The sequence below is a fragment of the Christiangramia sp. 3-2217-3z genome (assembly GCF_051195275.1).
Taxonomy (GTDB): Bacteria; Bacteroidota; Bacteroidia; order Flavobacteriales; family Flavobacteriaceae; genus Christiangramia; species Christiangramia marina.
In genome coordinates this window covers 362,572-385,886 of the sequence record NZ_JBNJLI010000002.1, presented here as the reverse complement: position 1 = coordinate 385,886, position 23,315 = coordinate 362,572, and the positions used below count along the sequence as shown (strand labels likewise).

Below are 23,315 nucleotides of genomic sequence, written 5' to 3'. Positions count from 1 at the left end.
TCATGATCTCTGTAATCCATCTGAACTTTTTAAGGATCAGTATTTTATAGATTCAGAAAAAGCTTTACTTTTGCAACCTCAAAATTTTGGCAAATGAAGGCAGTCCAAAGCGGACCCGACGACATTTGTTATAACTTTAAATTACAATAATGAAATCAATTACGATCAACGGATCTAAAAGAGAAAGCGTAGGCAAGAAGGCAACGAAGGCACTACGTAATGCTGGACAGGTTCCTTGCGTATTGTACGGCGTAGAAGGTGATCCACTACACTTTGCAGCAGAGGAAATCTCATTCAAAGACCTTGTGTACACTCCAGATGTACATACAGTTAAAATTAAATTGAAAGATGGAAAATCTTTTGATGCGATTCTTCAGGATATTCAATTTCACCCAGTGAATGATGCTATCCTTCACATCGATTTCTACCAGATCTTCGATGATAAGCCAATTACAATGGAAATTCCTGTTCACACTGAAGGTGTTGCAAGAGGGGTTAAGAACGGTGGTGTACTAAGATACAACCTTCGTCGTCTTAAGGTAAGAGGTTTACCCGGAGATCTTCCAGATTACATCGTTGCAGATGTATCTAAACTTAAAATTGGTCAGAAACTTTATGTAACTGGTGTTGCTAGTGAGGATTATGTGATCCAACATCCAGATAACACAGTAATCTGCCAGGTAAGAACATCCCGTAATATTGTCGCTCTTGATGACGATGAGGACGAAGATGAAGTTGCTCCAGATGAAGTGCCAGCTACTGAGACTGATGATGTAGCAGCAGTAAAAGAAGGAGAAGACAACTAGTCTTATTCTTTAATTCATATAGAAAAGCATTCCACTTCGGAATGCTTTTTTTATTAGCAGAATTTTATCATTCGGTTTTTAGTAATCTAATTTCAAAGTAGCTGATAAATTTTATCTTTACGAAAACTAAATTGGATGCTTTCATTCTTCGGAAGGATATTACGTAAGAAAGAGACCGGGAAGCAAATAGATCCCATGAAGAAATTTTTGATCGTAGGCCTTGGAAACATTGGCCCGAAATACGAAAATACCAGGCACAATATAGGATTTAAGATCCTTGACGAACTTGCCAGAGAAAAAGAGGTAAGCTTTGAAACCCAGAAACTGGGCGACGTTGCCAGCTTTAAATTCAAAGGAAGAACTTTCGTGCTTCTCAAGCCCAGTACGTATATGAATCTTAGCGGAAAGGCAGTGAATTACTGGATGCAGAAGGAAAAGATCAATCTTGAGAATTTACTTGTGGTAACAGATGATCTTAACCTGTCCTTTGGCACTTTGAGACTCAAAACCAAAGGTAGCGATGGTGGTCATAATGGCCTTAAAGATATACAGGCACAATTAAATACAACAAAGTACAATCGTTTTAGATTCGGAATCAGTGATGAGTTCGCCAAAGGACAACAAATAGATTATGTACTTGGTGAATGGGAAGATGATGAACTTAAGAAGATGCCGGAACGTTTAAAAACTTCCGCAGAATTAATATTGAGCTTTGGAACAGCTGGAGTTTCCAATACCATGAATTCATATAACGGAAAATAACAGGATTTGGAAGAGCATAAAGGTGCAAACTCATTTAGTAGTGAACGTCAAACTGTAGTGACCATAGGGACTTTTGACGGTGTTCATGCAGGACATCGCAAGATTATAGACCGCCTTGTTAATTCTGCCCATGCCAATAACCTCGACTCGGTAGTGCTTACCTTTTTTCCTCATCCAAGAATGGTGTTGCAGAAGGAAAGCGATATTAAGCTTATTAATACGATCGAGGAGCGCAAGCAATTATTAGATCAAACCGGAATAGATCACCTTGTAATTCATCCATTTACACATCAATTTTCCAGGCTTACTGCACTGGAATTTGTACGGGATATCCTTGTCAATAAACTAAAAGCGAAAAAGATCATTATTGGCTACGATCATAGATTTGGGCGTAATCGCACCGCAGATATTAATGATCTTAAGCAATTTGGAAAGGATTTTGGTTTCGAGGTGGAAGAGATTTCCCAGCAGGATGTGGAGCAGGTAGCTGTAAGTTCCACTAAAATTCGGAAAGCGCTTATAGAGGGAAGAGTGGAACAGGCCAATATTTACCTTCAAAGTGAATTTACACTGAAGGGTATCATAGTTAGAGGAAGAGGGATTGGCAAAGGCCTTGGCTATCCAACTGCAAATATGGAAATTCCTGAAGATTATAAACTAATACCGAAGAATGGCGTTTACGTAGTAAGATCTGTTTTAGATGGACGAAACATTTTTGGAATGATGAACATTGGAACGAATCCCACCGTAGGAGGTAAGGAGCAAACGATCGAAACGTACTTTTTTGATCTTGATAAGGATCTCTACGGAAAAGAATTTACCATAGAAATGCTGGTAAGGATCCGCGATGAAAAGAAATTTAATTCAGTAGAAGAATTAAAGATCGCCATGAAGCAGGACCAGGCATTTTCAAGTCAATATATCAAGGATAATTATGCTGAATAGGTGGTTGTTCAAAGAAGTCGATAATTCAGCACTCGTTGTATTTCGTGCGTTATTTGGATTATTGATCACCATCGAAGCTTTTGGTGCTATTTTCACTGGTTGGATTCGCCGAACCATGATAGAGCCAGAATTCACTTTCAATTTTATAGGTTTCGAATTTCTTCAACCGCTACCTGGAAACGGGATGATCTGGTATTACGCGATCATGGGTGTTTTCGGGATTTTTGTTATGCTGGGTTTCAAATATCGAATGTCCATAGTGCTCTACGGGATCATGTGGGCAGGCGTTTATTTAATGCAGAAATCCTCTTACAACAATCACTATTACCTGCTCATGCTCCTATGTTTTATCATGAGCTTTCTGCCGGCACATCGCTGGTTTTCGATAGATGCGTGGAGAAAACCGGAAATTAGCAAAATTTCCATGCCCAGATGGGTCTGGGCAGTGATCGTACTTCAGTTATGGATCGTGTATACGTATGCTTCCGTAGCTAAGTTTTACCCGGACTGGCTGGACGGCAGTTTTCCTGCGATGCTTATGGCTTCCAAAAAAGATTACTGGCTGGTTGGAGAATTCCTTCAGCAACCCTGGATTCGCTACGCGATCACTTCTTTCGGACTCCTTTTTGATCTGTTAATTATCCCATTACTACTTTGGAAAAGAACAAGAATAATGGCATTTATCGCCGCGATATTCTTTCATCTGTTCAACAGTTTTATCTTTCATATTGGCATCTTTCCTTACATGTCGCTTGCCTTCTGTATTTTCTTTTTCCCTTCGGAAACTATCAATAAAATATTTCTGCGTGGAAAGAAGAAATTCTACACTGGTAATGAGATCAAAGTTCCTTCCTGGAATAAGATCTTTGTTGGTGCTCTGGCCGTGTGGTTCGCCATACAGGTTGCTTTGCCATTACGACACTGGTTTTTCCAGGACGATGTACTCTGGACCGAAGAAGGACATCGCTTAAGCTGGCGAATGATGCTTCGTGGCAAAGGAGGCAGGATCACTTTTAAAGTGGTGGAAAAAGGAACCAGCGACACCATTATTGTTCAGAAAGAAGATTATCTCTCGCCTAAACAACTAAGAGCCATACCAAGCAAACCAGACATGATCTGGCAATTTGCGCAAAGACTCGAGCAGGAATATGCTGAAAAAGGTATGGAAATAGAGGTTTATACTGAAGGGAAAATCAGGGTGAATCGTGGTCCATATAAAACCCTGATCGATCCAAAGGTAGATCTGGCGGCTGAAGAATGGCAGCATTTTCGTCATCATGACTGGATTTTACCTTCTACCGAAGACTAATTTTCTAGCCTGCTTTTGCTACATTTGCAGCTTATAAAAATTTCAACTTCATTTAAAATTTTCAGGCCTTATGTTACAGGTTTCCAAAATAGCAGAACATAAAGACGAATATATACAGGCACTCAAAAAACGAAATTTTGAGGCTGAAGCAGTATTCGATAAGATCCTTGAACTGGATGAGACCAGAAGGTCCACGCAGGCACAATTAGATGATACCCTGTCAACATCCAATAAGCTTTCGAAAGAAATAGGGCTCATGTTCAAAAATGGGGAACACCAGAAGGCTAATGTTTTAAAGCAAAAAACCGGGAAGTTAAAAGAAGATTCTAAAGATCTTTCAGAAAAATTAAATAGCACTACAACTCAACTGCAGGAGTTGCTATATACGGTCCCAAATATTCCTCATCCATCTGTTCCCGCTGGTAAAAGCGAAGAGGACAATGTAGAGATATTTAAAGATGGTGATGTTCCGGTACTGGCCGAAGGTTCTCAACCACACTGGGAACTGGCCAAGAAGTACGATATTATAGATTTTGAGCTAGGGAATAAGATCACTGGTGCAGGATTTCCGGTTTATAAAGGAAAAGGGGCGAGATTACAGCGTGCCTTAATCTCCTGGTTCCTGGATAAAGCAACCGAGGCCGGTTATACTGAATATCAATTACCTCTTTTGGTCAATGAAGCTTCAGGTTATGGAACAGGACAGTTGCCAGATAAAGAAGGGCAAATGTATCATGTTACCGAAGATGATCTTTACCTGATCCCAACGGCTGAGGTTCCTATGACGAACATGTTTCGTGATAATTTAATGTCCGAAAATGACTTTCCAATTAAATGTACCGGTTATACCCCATGTTTCAGAAGAGAAGCGGGATCATATGGAGCGCACGTAAGAGGATTGAATCGTTTGCATCAATTTGATAAAGTAGAGATCGTAAGAGTAGAAACTCAGGAAAACTCCTACGCAGCTTTAGATGGGATGGTAGACCATATTAAAAACCTACTTAAAGAGCTGAAACTGCCATATCGAATTTTGCGTCTTTGTGGTGGTGATCTTGGATTTACGGCAGCGCTTACTTTCGATTTCGAGGTATTCTCTACTGCTCAGGATAGATGGCTGGAAATAAGCTCGGTTTCAAACTTCGAAACTTTCCAGGCAAACCGACTTAAATTACGTTACAAGAATAAAGAGAATCAAAAGGAACTGGCTCATACTTTAAATGGTAGTGCCCTGGCTTTACCAAGAGTACTTGCCGGCATCCTTGAAAATTACCAGACTGAAGATGGAATTAAAGTTCCTGAAGTTCTGGTTCCATATTGCGGTTTCGATTTGATCGATTAACCTGAGGTTCACCATACTGGAACAGCGCAAATGTTTATATTTACATATGCGCTGTTTTTTATTTATGCTGATTTTCCTGCTCACGGGCTCTATAGCGGTTGCACAATCTGAGCAGCTTGCCAAGAATTTCTTCGACCAGGGAGAATACAAAAAAGCACTTGAGATCTATAAGGATATCTACGAGGATAATCCTTCCAATCCAATCATTTTTAACGGTCTTGTAAGTTCATATCAACAACTGGAAAATTTCAAAGCTGCGGAAGATCTTTTGCGGGAGCGTATGAATGCTTCGGCAAATAGTCCAGCTATCCTTATTGATATTGGTCATAACTACGAACTTCAGCAAAATCTGGAACGAGCAGAACAGTTTTACCAGGAAGCTTTGCAGGCGGGTGAATCGCGTCCTAATTATGCGTACTCTATTGCCCGAAGTTTTGAGAAATACAGTTTGCTCGACTATGCAGTAAAGGCTTACGAGCGCGCAATGGAGATCAATCCCGCTCAGAACTTTAATTTGCAACTCGCAAGGATCTACGGGGAACAGGGGAATACAGAAAAGATGTTCTCTAATTATCTCGATCTTATAGAAGATGATACAAAATTTTATAGCCTGGCAAACCGGGAATTTAGTCGTTATATCACGGATGATCCAGCTACGGAAGCCAATATCAACTTTAGAAAATTACTACTGAAGCGTTCACAGGAAGATCCTAGATTATTATATAATCAAATGCTAAGCTGGCTTTTCGTGCAGCAGCAGGAATACGATAAAGCTTTTACCCAGGAACGCGCAATTTATATAAGAGGAGAAAAGAACTTACAGGGAATTCTCAATCTTGCACTGCTGGCCCGGGAAGCGAAGCAATTTGAGGAAGCACAGGAAATCCTGACCTATGCAATCGAAGAATCGCCTTCACCGGCTTTCAATTTACAGGCCAGACATCTATTACTAAAACTCAGAACCGAAACGGTAACTTCAGCAGGCTTGAATGACCATGAATCGGAATTTGAGCAATTGATCGGAGAATACGGAGTAAATAATGAAACGCTGGAACTTCAGATCGATCTGGCAAACTTTAAAGCTTTCCGAAGAGATAAAAAAGAAGCAGCGATCGCTTTACTTGATAACGCTCAGGAACTGCAATTATCCAATTTCGAAAAAGCCAAAGTCAAAATGGCGCTGGCAGATATCCTGGTGATGCAGGAAAAGTTCAACCAGGCTTTGATCTACTATTCACAGGTGCAAAACCTGGTGAAAAACGATGTTATGGCGCAGGATGCAAGATTCAAGGTTGCTAAGACAAGTTATTATAAAGGTGATTTTGAATGGGCGAAAACTCAGCTTGATATTCTTAAAAAATCTACCTCGCAATTGATCGCGAATGATGCCATGGAATTGAGCTTGCTCATCAACGATAATAGCCAGGAAGATAGCACTCAAACTGCACTTAAGAAGTATGCCAGGGCAGACCTGCTGGCATTTCAGAAGCGAAATTCAGAAGCTATTTCCATGCTGGATACGATACTTGAAATACATAAGGGTGAAAGTATAGAGGATGAGGCTTTGTATACGCAGGCAAGGCTTTTCGAGGAGCAGGCAAGTTATGATAAGGCAGAGAATAATTATTTACAGATCATCCAGTCCTATGGTGATGATATCCTGGCAGATAACGCACATTACTACCTTGCCGAGCTTTACGTAAACAAGCTGGAACATCCAGAGAAGGCAAAGACTCTTTACGAGCAAATTATCTTTAACTTTGCCAATAGTATTTATTTCACAGATGCCCGTAAAAAGTACCGGCAACTTCGTGGAGATATACTGGAATAACATCTTTAAAAATTTTCCCATGATTATTTATAATGTTACCCTGAACGTACAGGAAGAGATCCACGACCAGTGGATAGAGTGGATGAAAAAAGAACATATTCCGGATATGTTGAAAACCGGAAAGTTCAGCAAAGCTTTGATGACCAAAGTGATGGTGCAGGAACCTATGGGCGGCATCACATATTCTGTACAATATACTGCGGAAAGTAAGGAGATGCTGGAGCGATATTACAATGAAGATGCCACTAAAATGCGAGCAAGTTCCAAAGCTTTTGAAGGTAAATTCGTCGCTTTTAGAACCGAACTTGAAATAATAGGAGAATTTACTTCCCAGGAATAATTGATCATGAAAAATAACAGGCCACCAAGACAAGATTCCAATACAGATGTTCGTGCAAAGAAACATCTCGGGCAGCATTTTTTAACCGATGAGAATATCGCCAGGAAAATCGCTGATACCCTGGATTATTCCGGATATAAAAAAACTTTAGAGATAGGTCCGGGGATGGGTGTGCTAACCAAGTATCTTCTTGAGAAAGATACTGAAGTTCACGTGATCGAGATCGATTCAGAAAGTGTGGAATATCTGGAAAGTCATTATCTGCATTTGCGTGGTCGAATTCATGAAAAAGATTTTTTAAAACATGATCTCGGTAGTATTTTTAGAGATGAACAGTTCGCCGTAATTGGTAATTTTCCTTATAATATTTCTACACAAATCGTTTTTAAGGTGTTACAAATGCGAGACCAGATCCCTGAGTTTTCTGGTATGTTTCAGAAGGAAGTTGCTAAACGAATTTGTGAGAAGGAAGGAAGTAAAGCTTACGGAATTTTGAGTGTACTTGTCCAGGCATTTTATGAAGCAGAATACCTGTTCACGGTACCTCCAACAGTTTTTAATCCACCACCTAAAGTGGATAGCGGAGTTTTGCGCTTAAAACGTAAGGAAAACTATAGTCTTCCCTGTAATGAAAAGCTTTTTTTTACCGTGGTGAAAACCTCTTTTAACCAACGTAGAAAAACACTTCGTAATTCTTTAAAAAGTCTTAATCTTCCAGATAATTTAAGGGAAGATACTATATTTGGCTCTCGACCGGAACAACTCGGTTTCCAGCAGTTTATTGAACTGACGCAAAAAATAGAGCCGTATGCAGTTTCAAATAAGTGAAGAATTAATTGACAAAATTCAGTACCTCATCGAACAAGGAAACGATGAGGAATTGTTGTTGCACCTTGAAGACGTGCATCACGCTGATATTGCTGAAATTCTTACCGAAATTAACCTGGAAGAAGCTACGTATATCGTAAGACTTCTGGATAGTGAGAAAACTGCGGAAGCTCTTATGGAGCTGGAAGAGAATGTTCGGGAACGCATTCTTGAAAATCTTTCTCCAAGCGAGATCGCTTCAGAGCTGAACGAAATGGATACCGATGATGCGGCAGATATTATTTCTGAACTGTCACCGGAACTTCAGCAAAATGTGATCGCTGAGATCGAAGATGAAGAGCATGCAGATCATATTGTAGAACTGCTTCGCTATGACGAAGATTCTGCCGGTGGTTTGATGGCTAAAGAGCTCGTGAAGGTTAATGAGAACTGGAGCGTTACCGGCTGTATGGCTGAGATGCGCAAACAGGCTGAGAACGTAACCCGTGTTCATTCCATTTATGTCGTTGATTCCAAAAATAAATTAAAGGGGAGACTGTCCCTTAAGGATCTGCTTACCGCTCCAAGCGACGCGAATATCAGCGATGTTTATATTCCGCAGGTGGACTACGTAAATGTGCATACTGAAGGTGATGAGGTAGCCAGGATCATGCAAAAATATGACCTTGAAGCGATTCCCGTGGTGGATGAAATGAATCGCCTCGTAGGTAGAATTACCGTGGATGATATTCTTGATTTTGTAAGGGAAGAAGCTGAAAAGGATTACCAGATGGCCGCAGGTATCTCTGAAGATGTGGAGGCCGATGATAATATTTTTAAACAAACAAGGGCCAGATTACCCTGGCTAATGATCGGGATGTTCGGTGGTCTTGGAGCTGCCAGTATAATTTCCGGTTTTGAAACCATACTTACAACATATCCAAACTTACTGGTATTTGTGCCGCTTATCCAGGCGACTGCCGGGAACGTTGGAGTACAGTCCAGCGCGATCATCGTACAGGGACTCGCGAATGACAGTTTGAGAGGGAATATTCTGTCCAGATTATTAAAGGAATTTGGACTGGCACTTATAAATGGCACTTCTATAGCCCTGATAGTTTTCGCTATTAGTTCCTATTTCTTCGGAACCACTATTCGGGAATCGATCAGTATTGGGGTGGCCCTGATCTCGGTGATCGTACTAGCCGCACTTATTGGTACTTTTATTCCTATTATTCTAAATAAAAATAACATTGATCCTGCTGTTGCTACCGGACCTTTTATCACTACCAGTAACGATGTTTTCGGGATCCTTACTTACTTCCTTATCGCCAAGGCGATACTGGGTTTCTAGGACTGTTTTACGGCTTCTGCCAAATCATTCTTAACTTTGCAGCAGGCATTTTCAGTAGATTACTGAAACTGTGAAAATTGCTAAATTCAAATTAGAAAACATGATCATCCTACACGCAGATACGAATCACCCTATATTAATGAAAAAACTGGCAGAAGCTGGCCATCATAATGTGGAAGGCTTCGAACAAAGCCGGGAAGAAACCCTTCAGAATCAACATCTATACGATGGTATCGTCATAAGAAGCAGGTATAAGATCGATAAAGAATTTATTGATGCTGCGCCAAATTTGAAATTTATCGCCCGGGTTGGCGCCGGACTCGAAAGCATTGATGTGGAATATGCTCAGAAATGCGGAATCAAACTATTTTCTGCGCCGGAAGGAAATGCAAATGCTGTTGGGGAACATGCTCTTGGAATGCTGTTATCCCTGTTTAACCGACTCAACAAAGCAGATCGTGAGGTTCGTGAAGGATTATGGCATCGTGAAGAAAATCGTGGCGTGGAACTGGACGGTAAAACTGTTGGTTTGATAGGCTACGGAAATATGGGGAAGAGTTTTGCTAGAAAGCTCAGAGGTTTTGATGTTGATGTTATTTTCTATGATCTGAAGGAGGGAATTGCCGATGAGAATGCAAGACAGGTTTCCTACGATGAATTTTTCGAAAAGGCTGATGTCGTGAGTTTGCATACTCCGTTAACAGAAAAAACCCATCAAATGATCAATAAGGAATTTATTGCTAGCTTTAAGAAGCCATTCTGGTTTATCAATACAGCCAGAGGGAAAAGTGCGGTAACAGAGGATCTTGTGGAAGCCTTGAAAGAAGGGAAAATTCTAGGCGCAGGGCTGGATGTACTGGAATATGAAAAATCCAGTTTTGAAAGTCTTTTTGGCAATAAAAAGAACGTAAGCATAAGTGCGGCAGATCCTATTCCGGAAGCTTTAAGAGAGCTTATGTTCATGCCACATACACTATTGAGTCCGCATGTAGCAGGATGGACCCAGGAATCTCACGAGAAACTGGCCACAGTGATTGCAGATAAGATCATAGGGAGCTTTGGAGTTGAGAATAAGTAAATAGGGCTTCACGTTAGAGCCTTAGATATCTCACTTAACTTTAAACAAGTAAAGAAATTTAAAATTTACCGGGATAAATTCGATTTATTATGAAAAACAGGGTTACAGGTTTAGGAGGTTTCTTTTTTAAAGCAAAAGATCCGGATGCTTCAAAAAGCTGGTATAATCAGCATCTAGGTTTGGATACAGATCAATACGGTTGTACTTTCTGGTGGAAGGATAAACAGGGAAAAGATTGCTCAACGCAATGGAGTCCGATGGATCATAACACTGAATATTTTCATCCTTCGGAAAAACAATTCATGATGAATTTCAGGGTAGAGAATCTGGAAGAATTACTGAAGGTTTTGAAAGCTGAAGGAGTAGAAGTTGTAGGTGAAATGGAAACCTATGACTACGGTAAATTTGGCTGGATCCTGGATCCTGAAGGAAACAAGATCGAATTATGGGAGCCTGTAGACCAGGTTTTCCTGGATCAGAAAGAAAAAGATAAAGAATAAAAAAAGCCATGCATCGCATGGCTTTTTTCATAATTCAATATATTATTTAAGCTTTAGTCGTAAGATCTAATAAAGCTTCTTTTATAGATTGTGGACCTTCAATTGCCTCAAAAGTCATATTCTTTACTAATGGATCTGCCAGTGACATTACCAGTAAAAATGCTACATCATCTCTGGAGATCTTTCCTCTTTTTCCAAGTGAACCTTCTGCAACTTCAACTTTGGCTAGGCCAAGATCATCTGTCAACGCACCTGGTCTTACGATTGTATAATTCAATCCACTTGCACGAAGATAATCGTCAGCTTCTTTTTTCGCTTCTAGATAATGCTTAAGATCTTCATTCTTTGATGGCTCATCTGCTGCCATTGCGCTCAACATTACAAATTTCTGAACATTGGAATTTTTCGCTGCATCAATAAGTTTTTTAGCACCTTCCTGGTCTACAGCAATGGTTTTTTCCTCACTGGTTCCTCCACCAGATCCTGCGGCGAAGATCACCTTATCAATTCCTTTCATGGTGTGACTTACATCGCCTTCAAGATCTCCCATCACAGCTTCTACATCCATATCTTCAAACTGCTGTCTTTGTTCTTCTTTTCGAATAAGTGCCAGCGGATTAAAACTTTCAGAATTGTTCAGGATTTCGATTACTCTTTTTCCTGTAGCACCGGTTGCACCGGCTATTAATATATTTTCCATGTTGTTAGCGTTTAGATTTGCAAGTTAAGAATCAGGCTTTCCAATGTCCAGTAAAAACATCAGAATAACAGTATCTTAACAGCAGCTTATTTATCTTTTGCAGTTGCTGCCGCCCGCTCTTCAAGTTCTTTCTGAAACTCTTCCATCACCGGTTTTACCGTGCTCTCGGGTAGATCAGCGATCCTTATATACATAAGTCCGTCTACCGCATCATTGAACAAAGGGTCCACGTTAAAAGCAACCACCCTGGCATTTTGCTTAATATATTTTTTTATAAGAACGGGAAGCCTGAGGTTCTCAGGTTCCAGCTCATCTATGATGCGATCAAATTTGTTGAGATCAGCTTCACTTTCATCGAAAACAAGATCTTTATCGGCATCGACAAGTTTTACTTTAAATTCTTTCTTGGGATGAACATACTGTGCAACATAAGGATCGTAATAATTGGATTTCATGAATTCGATCATCAGCGATTTTGAAAAATTACTGAATTTGTCGCTAATGGTAACTCCGCCAATCAGATATTTATGTTCCGGAAATCTTAAGGTACAATGCACGATTCCTTTCCATAATAAGAACAAAGGCATGGGCTTTAGCTGGTATTCTTTAATGATAAACGCCCGACCCATTTCGATGCTCTCGCTCATCATTTTGTAAAGTTCTGGTTCAAAACCAAACAGGTCCTGCAGGTAGAAACCATCGATTCCATGAGCTGCAAAAATCTCATTTCCCATTCCCATTCTGTAAGCACCGGCGATCTTTTTAGCTTCTTGATCCCAAAGGAACAAATGGTGATAATGATCATCGAATTTGTCAAGGTCTACACTTTTATTTGTGCCTTCTCCCACTTCTCGAAATGTGATCTCTCTTAATCTGCCAATTTCATTCAGGATGTTTGGGATTACTTCACGTTTGGCAAGAAAAACCTCGTAATTTTTACTTTGCAGCAGTCGTTTATCCATTCTCCTGCAATTCTCCACTTCAAGACTCATTAATTCTGAATTGGTTTCTTCAGCAACGTCTTTCGGAGATCTGGGAATCTTTAATGTTCTGGGAAGTTTGGACAGTAAATTTTTCTTCTCAAAAACATTGGCAAGCATATATGTTTTCCGTCGTAAAAATGCGGTATACGCTTCCAGATTCGTATGCTCTTTCTGATCTTCTACTGAAATTGGGTGGCCAATTCTAACCTTAATTTTTCTACGTTTTTGGGAAAGCATCTCGCTCGGCAGTTTTGCTGTACGTAACACATCGCTCATACTAGCCAGGCGATAGAAAAATACGCTGTTCTTAGCATGGAAATAGATAGGAAGCACCGGAACTTTCGATTTCTGAATAAGTTTCATGGCTGAAGGTTCCCAGGGTTTATCCACGATTAAATGTTTGTCTTTGCTGGTAGAAACCTCCCCGGCAGGAAAAATTCCCAGGGCATTCCCGGCTTTGATGTGTGCGATCGATCTTTTCATTCCTCCCAGGCTGGACTTGGCATCCTTATGGTCTTCAAATGGATTTACTGGCAGAATGTAAGGTCTAAGAGGTTCAAGACGGTGCAAAAGAAAGTTTGCGATGACTTTATAATCGGGTCTTTTCTCCAGAACCAGCTTCATCAGGATCATTCCATCAATTCCCCCAAGAGGATGATTGGAAACAGTAATAAAAGAACCATCTTTTGGAATTCTTTTCAGGTCTTTTTCCGGAATATCAAAATCAATCTCAAATTCATTCAGAAAAGAATCTATAAAATCAATCCCATTAAGGTTTTTGCGTTTATCGTATTCTCGATTAATGCGGGAAAGTTTCGTGGTTTTAAGGATCATCCAGCCAATGCTGTCACCAAGAAAACCAAATTTGCGAAGATTCATCACTTTGGCTACTTCTCTTGCACTTACAATTCCCATAGTTACCTGGTTTGGTTAGTTTTTGACCTAAAATCAATCTTCAGCTACCAGTTGAACGGTGTTTTGGGTCAATTGTTTTAAAAGTACGGTTTTATCCTTTTCCAGGCTAGCAATCGCTTCCGCATTGAAATGCCTGATGGTATAGAGAGAAACACCGGTTTTGTAATCCACTTTAAATCGCGCCTTGAGATGCTGGATCAGTTTTTCAAGCTGGTTAAATTTGTTATCTACGCAAACCTTGAAACTAATAGCCGAATTCTGAATAAGATCCACCTTCATCTGATATTTATGGAAAAGTCGGAATATTTCAGAAATATTTTCTTCCACCATAAAGCTGAAATCCAGGGAAGACAATGAGATCAATACCTGATTCTTTTTCACGATGAAGCAGGGCACTTCGGGAAAAATAGTCCTACCCTTACTTACAGCAGTGCCTTCTTCCGCAGGATTAATAAAAGAGCGTACATAAAGCGGAATTTCCTTTCGCTGTAATGGCTGTAGTGTTTTTGGATGTATCACCGAAGCACCATAAAACGCAAGTTCTATAGCCTCTTCATAGGAGATCTGGTTGAGCAAATGAGTTTCAGTAAAGTGCCGCGGATCTGCATTTAAGACACCAGGAACATCTTTCCAGATCGTTACATTTTCCGCATTAAGGCAATAGGCCAGGATCGCCGCCGAATAATCTGAGCCTTCTCTACCCAATGTCGTCGTGAAATTGTTCGCATCTGAAGCAATAAAACCCTGAGTGATATTGAGCTTTGAGGTATCGATATGACTGAGTACGAGGTCCTGAGTTAACCTCCAGTTTACCTGAGCTTCCCTATTGGTGCTATCGGTTTTAATGAATTTTCGTGCATCCAGCCATGTTGATTTAATCTGCTGACTATTGAGGTATTCGCTAACTATAGTGGTAGAAATCAACTCACCAAAGCTCACAACCTGGTCGTAAACGAAATCGTATTGTATTGATTTATTATGTTCTAAAAAGTTTTCAAGTTCAGTAAAAAGCCTATGAATTTTAGTAAAAACCTGTGCTCTTGTATCTGGAAAAAGCTCCTGCATGATCTCCAGATGATAAGTTTTCACTTGCTCCAGCGTATTCGAAACTCTGGAATTTTGCAGGTATTCCTGTACAACAAATTCCAAGGCATTCGTTGTTTTACCCATCGCGGAAATTACGATCAGTTTTTCTGCAGTTCCTGTAACTTCAAGAACCTTTAAAAGGTTGCGAACGCCCTCAGCATCTTTTACTGAAGCACCACCAAACTTAAATACTTTGATCACTATTTTTTCACATTTTTATGGATACCACTTTCTTCCATATGTACGGTCTTCCAGCTCTCCTTTATTTGTGCACCTGTGTTTTCATAAAATTCGATCGCATTTCTATTTCCTTCTGAAACGACCCATTCTATACGTTTAACGCCATGTTCATGACCATATTTCACAACTTGCTGGTATAAAGCTCCGCCAAGACCTGTTCCACGCATACTTTCACGAACGATAAGATCTTCAAGGTGTACGGTTCTTCCTTTCCAGGTAGAAAACCTGAAGTATACCAGCGCCATTCCTTCGATCTTACCAGAAACATCGGCTACAAAACATTTAAAGTTTTCATGTTCAAAACCTTCTTTTTCCAGTGCGGCAACATCTACCTCTACATCATCAAGATGGTTTTCATGTGCGGCAAGTTCTTTTATAAGTTCCAGAACATCCCGCATGTCTTCGCGTCTGGCCTCTCTAATTGTATATTCCATATGTCAAATTTTAACAAAAATAGGGATTGTAGATGATAAGTCTATTAAAGCCTTATTAAAGCATGTTTTTATTTAGGAGATAGGCATGCATTCCATCTGCATCCATTTGTACCGTATCCCAGTCCTGCATGACGTTAGCACCACTTCTGCGATAGAAATCGGCAGCGTCTTTATTCCAGTTTAGAACCACCCATTCTGTTCTTTTTACATTTTCTTCGGAAGCAAATTTGATCACGCGGCTGTAAAGTGCAGATCCCAGACCTTTACCTCTATAGCTCTCCCTAACTACCAGGTCTTCAAGATGAACAGTTTTTCCTTTCCAGGTGGAATACCTGAAATATATAAGTGCCATTCCGTGAATCTTGCCTTCAATTTCAGCAACAAAACAGGTGAAAAGAGGTTGCTCACCAAAACCATCCCTTATAAGATCTTCTTCTGAAATAATGACCGCATCTGGCTCCTTTTCGAAGATTGCGAGTTCCTTTATGAGATCAAGAACGTCCTGCATGTCCCGGGCTTCCGCCTTTCTAATGTTAATTTCCATATAAATACTTTTCTACAAATTTAAACAATAGTAGTATTGCCAGCGAAATCGTTATAGTATGATCAAAATTTAATACTTTAGCGGCCAGAAACCCAATTTCATGTCTAAGCCAAATCAAACTCTCGGAGAATTCATCATTGAAAACCAGTCAGATTTTCCGGGTTCTTCCGGAGAATTATCCAGACTTATCAATTCTATTCGGCTAGCTGCCAAAGTAGTTAATCATGAGGTGAATAAAGCCGGACTAGTGGATATCATAGGAGCTTATGGCGAGACCAACATTCAGGGTGAAGATCAGCAAAAGCTGGATGTTTATGCGAATAATAAGTTTATTCAAACTTTGACCAATCGCGAGATCGTTTGCGGGATCGCTTCCGAAGAAAATGATGATTTCATCCGGATCGAAGGGCATAAACGCGATCATAAGAATAAATATGTGGTATTGATGGATCCGCTGGATGGTAGTTCGAATATAGACGTAAACGTTTCTGTAGGTACTATTTTCTCGATCTATCAGAGAGTGACACCTATTGGAACTCCGGTTCAGAAAGAAGATTTTCTTCAGCCCGGTAATATGCAGGTGGCCGCGGGATATATTATTTATGGAACTTCAACCATGTTAGTATATACCACAGGTCATGGAGTGAATGGATTTACTTTAAATCCTGCTCTGGGATCCTGGTATCTTTCTCATCCAGATATGAAATTTCCTGAAGATGGAAGGATCTATTCTATTAATGAAGGGAATTATATTCATTTTCCCCAGGGAGTAAAAGATTATATCAAATACTGCCAGGAGGAACAGGGAGATCGTCCTTATACTAGCAGGTATATTGGTTCGATGGTATCAGACATTCACCGAAATATGATTAAAGGCGGGATCTTTATATATCCAAAGAGCTCAAAAAACAACAATGGAAAGTTACGACTGCTTTATGAGTGCAATCCATTCGCATACTTAACAGAGCAGGCTGGAGGAAAAGCAAGTGATGGTTTCCAGAGAATTATGGACATAAAACCTACCGAGCTTCACGAACGTGTGCCCTTCTTCTGCGGAAGCAGGAAAATGGTAGAAAAAGCTGAAGAGTTTATGCAGAAAGCAGAAACTGAAGATCAGTCTCAGTCATTATCTTTTTCAAGCAAATAACGGTAATCTTCGAAGTTTAAGTGTCCGCTAAAGATCTGGATAGAACGCTCGATAATTCCTTCAGAAGCCTGGCTGGAAAAACCAAGACCAATCGCGTAGCGCTTGATAAGTTCAGTTTCTTCTTCGTCGATCTCATTATCTGCAAAGATGATCTTGAAAAGATCGTGTAGCCGCTCTAATCTTCTTTCCACACTATTGGATCCGGTAAGAGGAAATGCTTTTGGGTTTTCGATCACCTTGGCATATTCTTCTTCGTTAATATCCAGTTTACGGGCAAATCTTTGAAGTAATTTCTCTTCTCTATCATTAATCTCACCGTCTATGGCTGCAAGATTTACGATCGATGCGAAATGACTTAAGTTTCTTAGATGCTCTCCTGAGCCAAATAAATCTGAAAAGGACATTTGTATTATGATTTAGTCTTACAAATATAAATATATCCCGCACTTTAATTATGCAAAGCCAGCATTATTCTTGCTAGTCGTTCGCTAATCTTTTCTTAATCCTTTCCGTTTGAATCGAGTATTATTTAAATTCAATTTTCTTCAGAATTTATGGAAACACCGCTACTGGCATTTAATGATAAAGGAATTTACTGCGCTGCTGCAGATGTATATCTGGACCCGTGGAAACCTGTGGATAAGGCGATCATTTCACATGGTCATGCAGATCATAGCAGGTATGGTCATAAAAAATATATTACGCATCATAGCAACGTGCCTATTATTAGTCACCGGCTGGGAGAAATAAGTGTCACCGGCAAGAAGTGGAATGAAAGCTTTACGATCAACGGAGTGAAATTTTCATTGCATCCGGCAGGTCATATTATTGGTTCTTCCCAGATCAGGGTCGAGTATAAAGGTGAAGTCTGGGTTTTCACCGGAGATTATAAGACAGAGGATGATGGTGTTGCGGTCCCTTATGAGCCGGTAAAATGCCACACTTTTATTACTGAATGCACCTTTGGCTTGCCCGCTTTTAAGTGGACTCCACAGGAGAAGGTCTTTACTGAAATAAATAATTGGTGGGCGCAAAACCAGGCAGATGGCAGAACTTCTGTACTCTTCGGTTATTCCCTCGGAAAAGCCCAGCGATTACTGAAGCATTTAGATCCATCTATTGGAAAAATATATACTCACGGAGCCATTGAGAATATGACTGAAGTTTTACGTTCTCAAATGGATTTTCATGAAACTACAAGAGTGACCAGGGAAACCACGAAAGAAGAATTAAAAGGCAATATCGTACTTGCCCCGGGGAGTGCTCATGGAAGTACCTGGATCAGGAAAATGGTGCCTTATGTAACCGCTTCAGCCAGTGGATGGATGACTTTTCGTGGTGCCAGAAGAAGAAGAGCGATCGATAAAGGCTTTGTGCTCAGTGATCATTGTGACTGGCAGGGTTTATTATCGTCCATCAAAGAAACTGGTTGCGAAAAAGTGATCTGTACTCATGGATATACCGATATATTTTCGAAATATCTACGCGAACAGGGTTACGACGCACGAACTGAAGAAACTCAATACGAAAGTGAGACCGGGCAACTGGAAAGCGATAAAGAAAAGGATTCGGAATGAGAGCATTTGCAGATTTGATCAAAACCCTGGATAGTACCAATAAAACTACTCTGAAAGTAGAAGCTCTTACCGAGTATTTTAAAAATGCTGAAGACAAAGACAAGGTCTGGACCATCGCGATCTTGAGTCATCGACGACCACCCCGACCGGTAAACACCACACTCATGCGAGAATGGGCTTCAGAATTGGCGAATATCCCGCTCTGGCTATTTGAAGAATCTTATCATATTGTTGGAGATCTGGCTGAAACTATTGCACTTGTTATTCCGAAGAGTGACAGTTCTACGGAAAAGAGTCTGAATCAGTTTTTACAGGAGATCCTTGACCTGAAGAAGAAGCCAGAAGAAGTAAAAAAGGAATATCTATTTGATAACTGGCTAAATCTGAATTATTACGAACGTTTCGTCTTCACCAAGCTTATAACCGGAAGTTTTAGAATTGGAGTAAGTCAGAAATTGATGACCCGCGCTCTGGCAAAAGCTACCGAAATTGATGAAGATATCCTCGCTTATAAATTAATGGGGAACTGGGAACCTTCCAAAATCACCTACAATAAGCTTATTCTCGAGGAAAATGAAGAAGATTTTCTCTCAAAGCCTTATCCATTCTATCTTGCTTATGCCATTGAAGATGAGCCTGGGGCACTTGGAGATGTTTCAGAATGGAGCGCAGAGCATAAATGGGATGGTATACGTTCGCAGGTAATTATTAGAAATGACCAGTTATTTGTGTGGTCACGCGGAGAAGAACTCGTAACCGATAAATACCCCGAATTTGAAGCTTTGGTTGGTGTATTGCCCAATGGAACGGTCATAGACGGTGAAATTCTGCCATTTCCCGGTGGTGAAATTGGTACTTTCAATGATCTGCAAACGCGGATTGGGCGTAAGAATGTTAGTAAGAAACTTCTTGAAAAAACACCGGTTATTTTAAAAGCCTACGATATTCTGGAATGGGAAGGTGAGGACATCCGGAATACGGCATTTGGAGAGAGACGTGAGATCCTGGAAAAGCTATATCACGAAGTTCGAAGCGATGAACTGCCCTTGCATCTTTCAGAAAGTATACGATTCAAAACCTGGGAGGAAGCAGCTGTAGAACGCGAAAATTCGAGAGAAGTAAAGTCGGAAGGATTAATGCTGAAAAGACTAGACTCTCCGTATCTAGTAGGTAGAAAAAAAGGAGACTGGTGGAAATGGAAAGTTGATCCTCTCACCATAGATGCTGTACTTACCTATGCCATGCGAGGTCATGGAAGGCGAAGTAATTTATTTACAGATTATACATTCGGGCTCTGGGATGAAGAAAAAAAGGAACTGGTCACTTTCGCAAAGGCTTATTCGGGACTTACCGATAAAGAATTCAGAAAGCTGGATGCCTGGATCAAACGAAATACGCTGGACCGCTTTGGCCCGGTTAGAAGTGTTACTCCGCATTATGTATTCGAAATTGCTTTTGAAGGAATTGCAGAATCCAAAAGACATAAAAGTGGTGTTGCTACAAGATTTCCCAGGATACTTCGCTGGAGATTAGATAAAAAGATCGAGGAAGCCAATACGCTCGAAGATCTAAAAGCGCTCATACCGTAATGAAGAGGGCAGAACTCATAGGACTGGCAGAAGACTGGTTTGCGGGACAGGACTGGAAACCCTTTAAATTTCAGAAGGATACCTGGACAGCCTATCTTCAGAAGAAAAACGGATTGTTAAATGCGCCTACCGGTAGTGGGAAGACCTATGCCCTATGGGTTCCAATAGTGCTGGATTATATTCGTAAAAACCCGGATTATAAAACGAAGCATAAGAAAGGCTTAAAGGCGATATGGATCACTCCGCTTAGAGCTTTAAGTGTTGAGATCGAGCAGGCCGCTTCACGCTTTGCTGAAGAAATGGGAACGCAATTTACTGTGGGTATCAGGACCGGAGATACTTCCCAGAAGGACCGGGCCGCGCAGAAACGATCAATGCCAGATCTGCTCATTACAACTCCTGAAAGCCTGCAATTACTGCTAGCTTCTAAAAACTACGATAAAACATTCAAGGATCTGCAGGCGATCGTGATCGATGAGTGGCATGAACTACTGGGGACCAAAAGAGGTGTTCAGGTAGAATTAGGGCTTTCGCGACTGAAAGCTATCTCCAAAGATTTAAGGATCTGGGGTATTTCTGCTACAATCGGGAATCTTGATCAGGCAAGGGAAGTACTGCTTGGGCCAGAGTCAAAAGCCTTTGAAAATTCGGTTTTGGTAAGAGCATTCCTGAAAAAGAAGATCGATGTTCGATCCATTATTCCGAAGAAAATGGAGAAATTTCCCTGGCGAGGGCATTTAGGTCTGCATTTGCTAGATGAGGTGGTGCCTATTATTAAGGAATCCAGAACCACGCTGCTTTTCACCAATACCAGATCGCAATGTGAACTCTGGTTTCAGAAATTATTGAGTAAATACCCTGAGTTTGCCGGTGAAGTTGCCATGCATCATGGAAGTATTAATAAAGAAACCAGGCTTTGGGTCGAGCAGGCGATAAGAAATGAAAGTCTGAAAGCTGTGGTCTGTACTTCAAGTCTTGACCTAGGAGTAGATTTCGCGCCGGTGGAAACAATCGTACAAATTGGCGGACCTAAAGGTGTAGCGAGATTTTTACAAAGGGCGGGTAGAAGTGGTCACCAGCCGGGAAAAGTAAGTTTGATCTACTTTCTACCAACTCATGCTATAGAATTGATCGAGGCTTCAGCTTTACAAAAGGCCGTAGTTAAAAAGGCGGTGGAGGATCGAGTGCCTTACCTGATGAGTTTTGACGTATTAGTACAATATTTAAATACGCTGGCAGTCTCCAATGGGTTCTTCCCAAAGGAGATCTTTCCGGAAATTGCCAGTACGTTCTGCTTCCAGGGTATTACTGAAGATCAATGGCGATGGATCTTGAATTTTATCACCAAAGGTAGCCAGAGTCTTCAGTCTTACGACGAATATAAAAAAGTGGAGATCGAAGAAGATGGAAAGTTTAAGATCAATAACCGGGGAGTTGCCATGCGGCACCGACTTCAAATTGGAACGATTGTTAGCGATGCGGTACTTAGTGTAAAATATATTAAGGGTGGTTATATAGGAACTATGGAAGAGTTCTTCATTTCGAAATTGAAACCTGGTGATGTATTTACCTTTGCCGGTAGAAACCTGGAACTCGTTCGAATTAAGAACATGCAGGTACTGGTTAGAAAATCGAAAAAGAAAACTGCTAAAGTTCCCAGTTGGTCCGGTGGAAGGATGACTTTCTCTGCTCAAATGAGTGAATTGTTACGCGATGAAATGTATGAAGCTTCAGCATTGGAGCAGGATGAAAAGACCAGTCCTGAATTTGAAGCTTTAAAACCTATTTTTAAACGGCAACAGAGAGATTCAATCATTCCAAAGGCAGATGAGTTTTTAATAGAAACTTTCAAAACCAGGGAAGGTTATCATGCGGTTTTTTATCCTTTTGACGGGAGATTTGTGCATGAAGCTCTGGGTAGTTTGCTTGCTTACCGTATCAGTTTGCTTGTTCCAATCAGCTTTTCGATCGCATTTAACGATTACGGATTCGAATTACTTTCAGACCAGGAGATCGATATGCAGCAGGTATTGGATAACAATCTTTTTTCTGCAGAATATCTTATGGATGATCTCTATAAAAGTTTAAATTCTACGGAAATGGCCCGTAGAAAATTCCGCGATATAGCGGTAATTGCTGGATTGGTATTTACCGGCTATCCTAATAAGCTGATCAAAAGCAAACACCTTCAGTCGAATTCTCAACTATTGTTCAGTGTTTTCAGAGATTATGAAGAGGACAATTTACTTTATCAGCAAGCCTTTCGGGAGACTTTTGAGCATCAATTAGAAGAAGGGAGATTGAGAATCTCCCTTGATAGAATTTCAAAACAAACAATTGTCTGGAAAAAATGTGCGAAACCAACACCTTTCTCTTTTCCTATTATTACAGATAGAATGCGAGAAAAATTATCTTCAGAAAAGCTAGAAGACAGGATCAAAAAGATGCTGAAGCAATTAGAGGCTTAGTTGCTCTCTCTCATTTGCTTATCGATATAATGTCTTACCAGTTCTGTAGTTACTCCAAAGGCAACATGGGCAAAAAGCTCATTGATCTGCATTCTTATAGGCACATCTGTTGGTTTAGGCTCAAGACCCAGAATTGGTAAAGAAGTTTCGTGAGTAGAAGCCCAGGTCGTAGCACCAAAAATGATCCCGTCCATAGGTTTAAGACCAAAACGGTTCTTTTTTCCATATCCATAAGCGGCTCCAAGAGAACCACCCATTGGGATGTTCACTAACTGTTCTGCCAGTGCTTCATTGTGAGTGCTTACGGGGCTACCTGTGATCTTAGTCGAAAGGTCGTCTACTATCTTCATTTGGGAGGACTTCTGGTCAATTTCTCTAACCGGAAGAACCTGCTCAATAAGGGTCTTAACAGCAGTCCCTGCAAGACCACCAATAAAACCTGAAATTACGCTACGACTTGTATTAGAAACATATGAATCCTTCTGAAAGAAATTTGCTACACTCATGATTTTGATTTTTTTGTGGAATAAAACTATTTATAAAGCGGGCGTTGCACAA

General features: G+C 40.5%; 22 protein-coding genes. 15 read left to right on the top strand and 7 right to left on the bottom strand.

What is annotated here, in order from left to right:
- The first annotated feature begins 149 nt into the window (after positions 1 to 149).
- The 11 genes from ACSHZO_RS05175 to ACSHZO_RS05125 all read left to right on the top strand — a co-directional run bounded on the left by ACSHZO_RS05175 (position 150) and on the right by ACSHZO_RS05125 (position 11,074).
- Positions 150 to 806: a 50S ribosomal protein L25/general stress protein Ctc gene (locus ACSHZO_RS05175; RefSeq protein WP_295177777.1), complete on the top strand. Its 657-nt coding sequence runs from the start codon at positions 150 to 152 to the stop codon at positions 804 to 806.
- A 135-nt stretch (positions 807 to 941) separates the two neighbouring features.
- Positions 942 to 1,568, top strand: coding sequence for an aminoacyl-tRNA hydrolase (gene pth, locus ACSHZO_RS05170; protein ID WP_295177779.1), 627 nt, complete (start codon positions 942 to 944; stop codon positions 1,566 to 1,568).
- A gap of 6 nt (positions 1,569 to 1,574) precedes the next feature.
- Positions 1,575 to 2,513, top strand: a complete 939-nt coding sequence (locus tag ACSHZO_RS05165) for a bifunctional riboflavin kinase/FAD synthetase (RefSeq protein ID WP_298245944.1) — start codon at positions 1,575 to 1,577, stop codon at positions 2,511 to 2,513.
- Entirely contained in the window at positions 2,503 to 3,822 is a 1,320-nt protein-coding gene (locus tag ACSHZO_RS05160) for an HTTM domain-containing protein (protein WP_298245945.1), read from the top strand. The genes ACSHZO_RS05165 and ACSHZO_RS05160 overlap by 11 nt, the downstream gene beginning before the upstream one ends.
- Positions 3,823 to 3,892: 70 nt before the next feature.
- Positions 3,893 to 5,164, top strand: a complete 1,272-nt coding sequence (serS, locus tag ACSHZO_RS05155) for a serine--tRNA ligase (protein WP_298245946.1) — start codon at positions 3,893 to 3,895, stop codon at positions 5,162 to 5,164.
- Positions 5,165 to 5,210: 46 nt separating this feature from the next.
- On the top strand, positions 5,211 to 6,995 hold the full coding sequence (locus ACSHZO_RS05150) for a tetratricopeptide repeat protein (RefSeq protein WP_298245947.1): 1,785 nt from the start codon (positions 5,211 to 5,213) through the stop codon (positions 6,993 to 6,995).
- A 19-nt stretch (positions 6,996 to 7,014) separates the two neighbouring features.
- Positions 7,015 to 7,335: a DUF4286 family protein gene (locus ACSHZO_RS05145; RefSeq protein WP_298245948.1), complete on the top strand. Its 321-nt coding sequence runs from the start codon at positions 7,015 to 7,017 to the stop codon at positions 7,333 to 7,335.
- A 6-nt stretch (positions 7,336 to 7,341) separates the two neighbouring features.
- Positions 7,342 to 8,163, top strand: a complete 822-nt coding sequence (rsmA, locus tag ACSHZO_RS05140; protein WP_298245949.1) for a 16S rRNA (adenine(1518)-N(6)/adenine(1519)-N(6))-dimethyltransferase RsmA — start codon at positions 7,342 to 7,344, stop codon at positions 8,161 to 8,163.
- The gene (gene mgtE, locus ACSHZO_RS05135; RefSeq protein ID WP_295177792.1) at positions 8,144 to 9,496 is read left to right on the top strand and encodes a magnesium transporter; all 1,353 of its coding nucleotides are present in this window, start codon (positions 8,144 to 8,146) and stop codon (positions 9,494 to 9,496) included. The genes rsmA and mgtE overlap by 20 nt, the downstream gene beginning before the upstream one ends.
- A 100-nt stretch (positions 9,497 to 9,596) precedes the next feature.
- On the top strand, positions 9,597 to 10,574 hold the full coding sequence (locus ACSHZO_RS05130) for a 2-hydroxyacid dehydrogenase (protein ID WP_298245950.1): 978 nt from the start codon (positions 9,597 to 9,599) through the stop codon (positions 10,572 to 10,574).
- 89 nt (positions 10,575 to 10,663) lie between these two features.
- Complete coding sequence (locus ACSHZO_RS05125) at positions 10,664 to 11,074, top strand: VOC family protein (protein WP_298245951.1); 411 nt, start codon at positions 10,664 to 10,666, stop codon at positions 11,072 to 11,074.
- Positions 11,075 to 11,120: 46 nt separating this feature from the next.
- Here ACSHZO_RS05125 and ACSHZO_RS05120 read toward each other — a convergent pair whose 3' ends face one another.
- The 5 genes from ACSHZO_RS05120 to ACSHZO_RS05100 form a co-directional block, all read right to left on the bottom strand.
- Positions 11,121 to 11,774: an SDR family oxidoreductase gene (locus ACSHZO_RS05120; RefSeq protein ID WP_298245952.1), complete on the bottom strand. Its 654-nt coding sequence runs from the start codon at positions 11,772 to 11,774 to the stop codon at positions 11,121 to 11,123.
- A gap of 86 nt (positions 11,775 to 11,860) precedes the next feature.
- Complete coding sequence (locus ACSHZO_RS05115) at positions 11,861 to 13,672, bottom strand: lysophospholipid acyltransferase family protein (protein WP_298245953.1); 1,812 nt, start codon at positions 13,670 to 13,672, stop codon at positions 11,861 to 11,863.
- A gap of 33 nt (positions 13,673 to 13,705) precedes the next feature.
- Entirely contained in the window at positions 13,706 to 14,956 is a 1,251-nt protein-coding gene (locus ACSHZO_RS05110; protein WP_298246225.1) for an aspartate kinase, read from the bottom strand.
- A gap of 2 nt (positions 14,957 to 14,958) precedes the next feature.
- Positions 14,959 to 15,432, bottom strand: a complete 474-nt coding sequence (locus ACSHZO_RS05105) for a GNAT family N-acetyltransferase (protein WP_141879052.1) — start codon at positions 15,430 to 15,432, stop codon at positions 14,959 to 14,961.
- Between the two features lie 55 nt (positions 15,433 to 15,487).
- Positions 15,488 to 15,976 (bottom strand): GNAT family N-acetyltransferase, encoded by a 489-nt coding sequence (locus ACSHZO_RS05100; RefSeq protein WP_298245954.1) that lies wholly within the window; start codon positions 15,974 to 15,976, stop codon positions 15,488 to 15,490.
- 100 nt (positions 15,977 to 16,076) lie between these two features.
- Between ACSHZO_RS05100 and fbp the strand changes: the two genes are divergently transcribed.
- On the top strand, positions 16,077 to 17,123 hold the full coding sequence (gene fbp / locus ACSHZO_RS05095) for a class 1 fructose-bisphosphatase (protein WP_295177806.1): 1,047 nt from the start codon (positions 16,077 to 16,079) through the stop codon (positions 17,121 to 17,123).
- On the opposite strand, the gene ACSHZO_RS05090 is transcribed toward fbp, so the two are convergent.
- Positions 17,096 to 17,527, bottom strand: coding sequence for a TerB family tellurite resistance protein (locus ACSHZO_RS05090; RefSeq protein ID WP_295177808.1), 432 nt, complete (start codon positions 17,525 to 17,527; stop codon positions 17,096 to 17,098). The genes fbp and ACSHZO_RS05090 overlap by 28 nt on opposite strands.
- A gap of 150 nt (positions 17,528 to 17,677) precedes the next feature.
- Between ACSHZO_RS05090 and ACSHZO_RS05085 the strand changes: the two genes are divergently transcribed.
- The 3 genes from ACSHZO_RS05085 to ACSHZO_RS05075 are packed head-to-tail and all read left to right on the top strand — an operon-like array spanning position 17,678 to position 22,757.
- Positions 17,678 to 18,700 carry a ligase-associated DNA damage response exonuclease gene (locus tag ACSHZO_RS05085; protein WP_298245955.1) on the top strand — a complete coding sequence of 341 codons (1,023 nt, stop codon included), beginning with the start codon at positions 17,678 to 17,680 and terminating at the stop codon, positions 18,698 to 18,700.
- Positions 18,697 to 20,289 carry an ATP-dependent DNA ligase gene (locus tag ACSHZO_RS05080; protein WP_298245956.1) on the top strand — a complete coding sequence of 531 codons (1,593 nt, stop codon included), beginning with the start codon at positions 18,697 to 18,699 and terminating at the stop codon, positions 20,287 to 20,289. The genes ACSHZO_RS05085 and ACSHZO_RS05080 overlap by 4 nt, the downstream gene beginning before the upstream one ends.
- Positions 20,289 to 22,757 carry a ligase-associated DNA damage response DEXH box helicase gene (locus tag ACSHZO_RS05075; RefSeq protein WP_298245957.1) on the top strand — a complete coding sequence of 823 codons (2,469 nt, stop codon included), beginning with the start codon at positions 20,289 to 20,291 and terminating at the stop codon, positions 22,755 to 22,757. Before ACSHZO_RS05080 ends, ACSHZO_RS05075 begins: the two co-directional genes overlap by 1 nt.
- On the opposite strand, the gene ACSHZO_RS05070 is transcribed toward ACSHZO_RS05075, so the two are convergent.
- Positions 22,754 to 23,263, bottom strand: coding sequence for a DUF1440 domain-containing protein (locus tag ACSHZO_RS05070; RefSeq protein WP_295177815.1), 510 nt, complete (start codon positions 23,261 to 23,263; stop codon positions 22,754 to 22,756). The two genes, ACSHZO_RS05075 and ACSHZO_RS05070, sit on opposite strands and share 4 nt — an antisense overlap.
- Positions 23,264 to 23,315 lie beyond the last annotated feature (52 nt).

Excerpts from the sequence above, each read along its gene's own strand:
- ACSHZO_RS05175 (WP_295177777.1), top strand. The coding sequence starts at position 150 with ATGAAATCAATTACGATCAACGGATCTAAAAGAGAAAGCGTAGGCAAG.
- pth (WP_295177779.1), top strand. The coding sequence starts at position 942 with ATGCTTTCATTCTTCGGAAGGATATTACGTAAGAAAGAGACCGGGAAG.
- ACSHZO_RS05160 (WP_298245945.1), top strand. The coding sequence starts at position 2,503 with ATGCTGAATAGGTGGTTGTTCAAAGAAGTCGATAATTCAGCACTCGTT.
- serS (WP_298245946.1), top strand. The coding sequence starts at position 3,893 with ATGTTACAGGTTTCCAAAATAGCAGAACATAAAGACGAATATATACAG.
- ACSHZO_RS05150 (WP_298245947.1), top strand. The coding sequence starts at position 5,211 with ATGCGCTGTTTTTTATTTATGCTGATTTTCCTGCTCACGGGCTCTATA.
- ACSHZO_RS05145 (WP_298245948.1), top strand. The coding sequence starts at position 7,015 with ATGATTATTTATAATGTTACCCTGAACGTACAGGAAGAGATCCACGAC.
- rsmA (WP_298245949.1), top strand. The coding sequence starts at position 7,342 with ATGAAAAATAACAGGCCACCAAGACAAGATTCCAATACAGATGTTCGT.
- mgtE (WP_295177792.1), top strand. The coding sequence starts at position 8,144 with ATGCAGTTTCAAATAAGTGAAGAATTAATTGACAAAATTCAGTACCTC.
- ACSHZO_RS05130 (WP_298245950.1), top strand. The coding sequence starts at position 9,597 with ATGATCATCCTACACGCAGATACGAATCACCCTATATTAATGAAAAAA.
- ACSHZO_RS05125 (WP_298245951.1), top strand. The coding sequence starts at position 10,664 with ATGAAAAACAGGGTTACAGGTTTAGGAGGTTTCTTTTTTAAAGCAAAA.
- ACSHZO_RS05120 (WP_298245952.1), bottom strand. The coding sequence starts at position 11,774 with ATGGAAAATATATTAATAGCCGGTGCAACCGGTGCTACAGGAAAAAGA.
- ACSHZO_RS05115 (WP_298245953.1), bottom strand. The coding sequence starts at position 13,672 with ATGGGAATTGTAAGTGCAAGAGAAGTAGCCAAAGTGATGAATCTTCGC.
- ACSHZO_RS05105 (WP_141879052.1), bottom strand. The coding sequence starts at position 15,432 with ATGGAATATACAATTAGAGAGGCCAGACGCGAAGACATGCGGGATGTT.
- ACSHZO_RS05100 (WP_298245954.1), bottom strand. The coding sequence starts at position 15,976 with ATGGAAATTAACATTAGAAAGGCGGAAGCCCGGGACATGCAGGACGTT.
- fbp (WP_295177806.1), top strand. The coding sequence starts at position 16,077 with ATGTCTAAGCCAAATCAAACTCTCGGAGAATTCATCATTGAAAACCAG.
- ACSHZO_RS05090 (WP_295177808.1), bottom strand. The coding sequence starts at position 17,527 with ATGTCCTTTTCAGATTTATTTGGCTCAGGAGAGCATCTAAGAAACTTA.
- ACSHZO_RS05085 (WP_298245955.1), top strand. The coding sequence starts at position 17,678 with ATGGAAACACCGCTACTGGCATTTAATGATAAAGGAATTTACTGCGCT.
- ACSHZO_RS05080 (WP_298245956.1), top strand. The coding sequence starts at position 18,697 with ATGAGAGCATTTGCAGATTTGATCAAAACCCTGGATAGTACCAATAAA.
- ACSHZO_RS05075 (WP_298245957.1), top strand. The coding sequence starts at position 20,289 with ATGAAGAGGGCAGAACTCATAGGACTGGCAGAAGACTGGTTTGCGGGA.
- ACSHZO_RS05070 (WP_295177815.1), bottom strand. The coding sequence starts at position 23,263 with ATGAGTGTAGCAAATTTCTTTCAGAAGGATTCATATGTTTCTAATACA.